Raw genomic sequence first — 854 nt, forward strand, 5'->3', positions numbered from 1 at the left:
CCTCCTCTACCCCCTTCCCGCCCTCCTCGGCCTCCTCGCCGCCTGGGGGGTGGCCCGCCTGGCCTGGGCCCGCCTCGGGGGGCTGAACGGGGACGCCCTCGGGGCCATGATCGCCCTGGGGGAGGTGGTCTCGCTTTTGGCGGAAGCCCTGTTGGGTTCGGCACCTTCCTTTCCTTCCGGGTCTGGGCTACCATGAGGCCATGGCCGAGGACCGCCTCTTGGAGCGCTTGGAGAAGCTGGAGGGGGTGGTGGAGACCACCGTGGCCGTCCTTCCGCCCCTGGTCCAGGACCTCTCCCGGCGCATAGACGCCCTTAGGGAAGAGGTGAAGGCGGAGCTCAGGGAGCGGGAAACCCGGTTAGAGGAGCGCTTCCAGGCCTTGGGGCATCAGCTCCAGGAGGCGCAGGCCAGGCTCGAGGACCGGATCCGGGGGGTAGAGGCCCGGATTCAGGAGGTGGAGACCAAGCTGGGGGAGCGGGTCCAGGGGGTGGAAGCCAGGCTGGAGAGGCAGATTCAGGGGGTGGAGGCCAAGCTGGGAGAACGGGTCCATGGGGTGGAAACCAGGCTGGAGGGTCGGATCCAAGGGGTGGAGGCTCAGATTCTGGCCCTGCGCCAGGAGTTGAAGGCCGAGATCGGAGTGGCCTTCAACAAGGTGATGCTCTACCTCACGGCCTTGGGGGTGGTCCTGGCCCTCCTCTCCGCCTTCCTCCGCTAGGCTTTCCGGGGTCAGCTCTTCCCGTGGAGGTGCCCAAACGCCACAAGCCCTACGCCAGGCCCCAAGGGGAGAGGCGGGGCCTCCTCCTGGTCTACACCGGGGACGGCAAGGGCAAAAGCACCGCCGCCTTCGGCCTCGCCC

General features: G+C 68.5%; 3 protein-coding genes. All 3 read left to right on the forward strand.

The features are described from left to right. Positions 1–196, forward strand: a 196-nt coding sequence (locus AC01Y6_RS10620; protein WP_476671493.1) for an adenosylcobinamide-GDP ribazoletransferase, incomplete at its 5' end; no start/stop codon positions are given. A 4-nt stretch (positions 197–200) separates the two neighbouring features. Then, a complete protein-coding gene (locus AC01Y6_RS10625; RefSeq protein ID WP_476671494.1) occupies positions 201–713 on the forward strand; it encodes a hypothetical protein in 513 nt (170 codons plus the stop codon). A 23-nt stretch (positions 714–736) separates the two neighbouring features. Continuing rightward, on the forward strand, positions 737–854 hold a 118-nt coding region (locus AC01Y6_RS10630; protein ID WP_476671495.1), incomplete at its 3' end, for a cob(I)yrinic acid a,c-diamide adenosyltransferase.

It is taken from the genome of Thermus sp., assembly GCF_056332225.1.

What these genes read in the sequence shown, in the direction of transcription:
- AC01Y6_RS10625 (WP_476671494.1), top strand. Translation starts at nt 201, where the DNA reads ATGGCCGAGGACCGCCTCTTGGAGCGCTTGGAGAAGCTGGAGGGGGTG.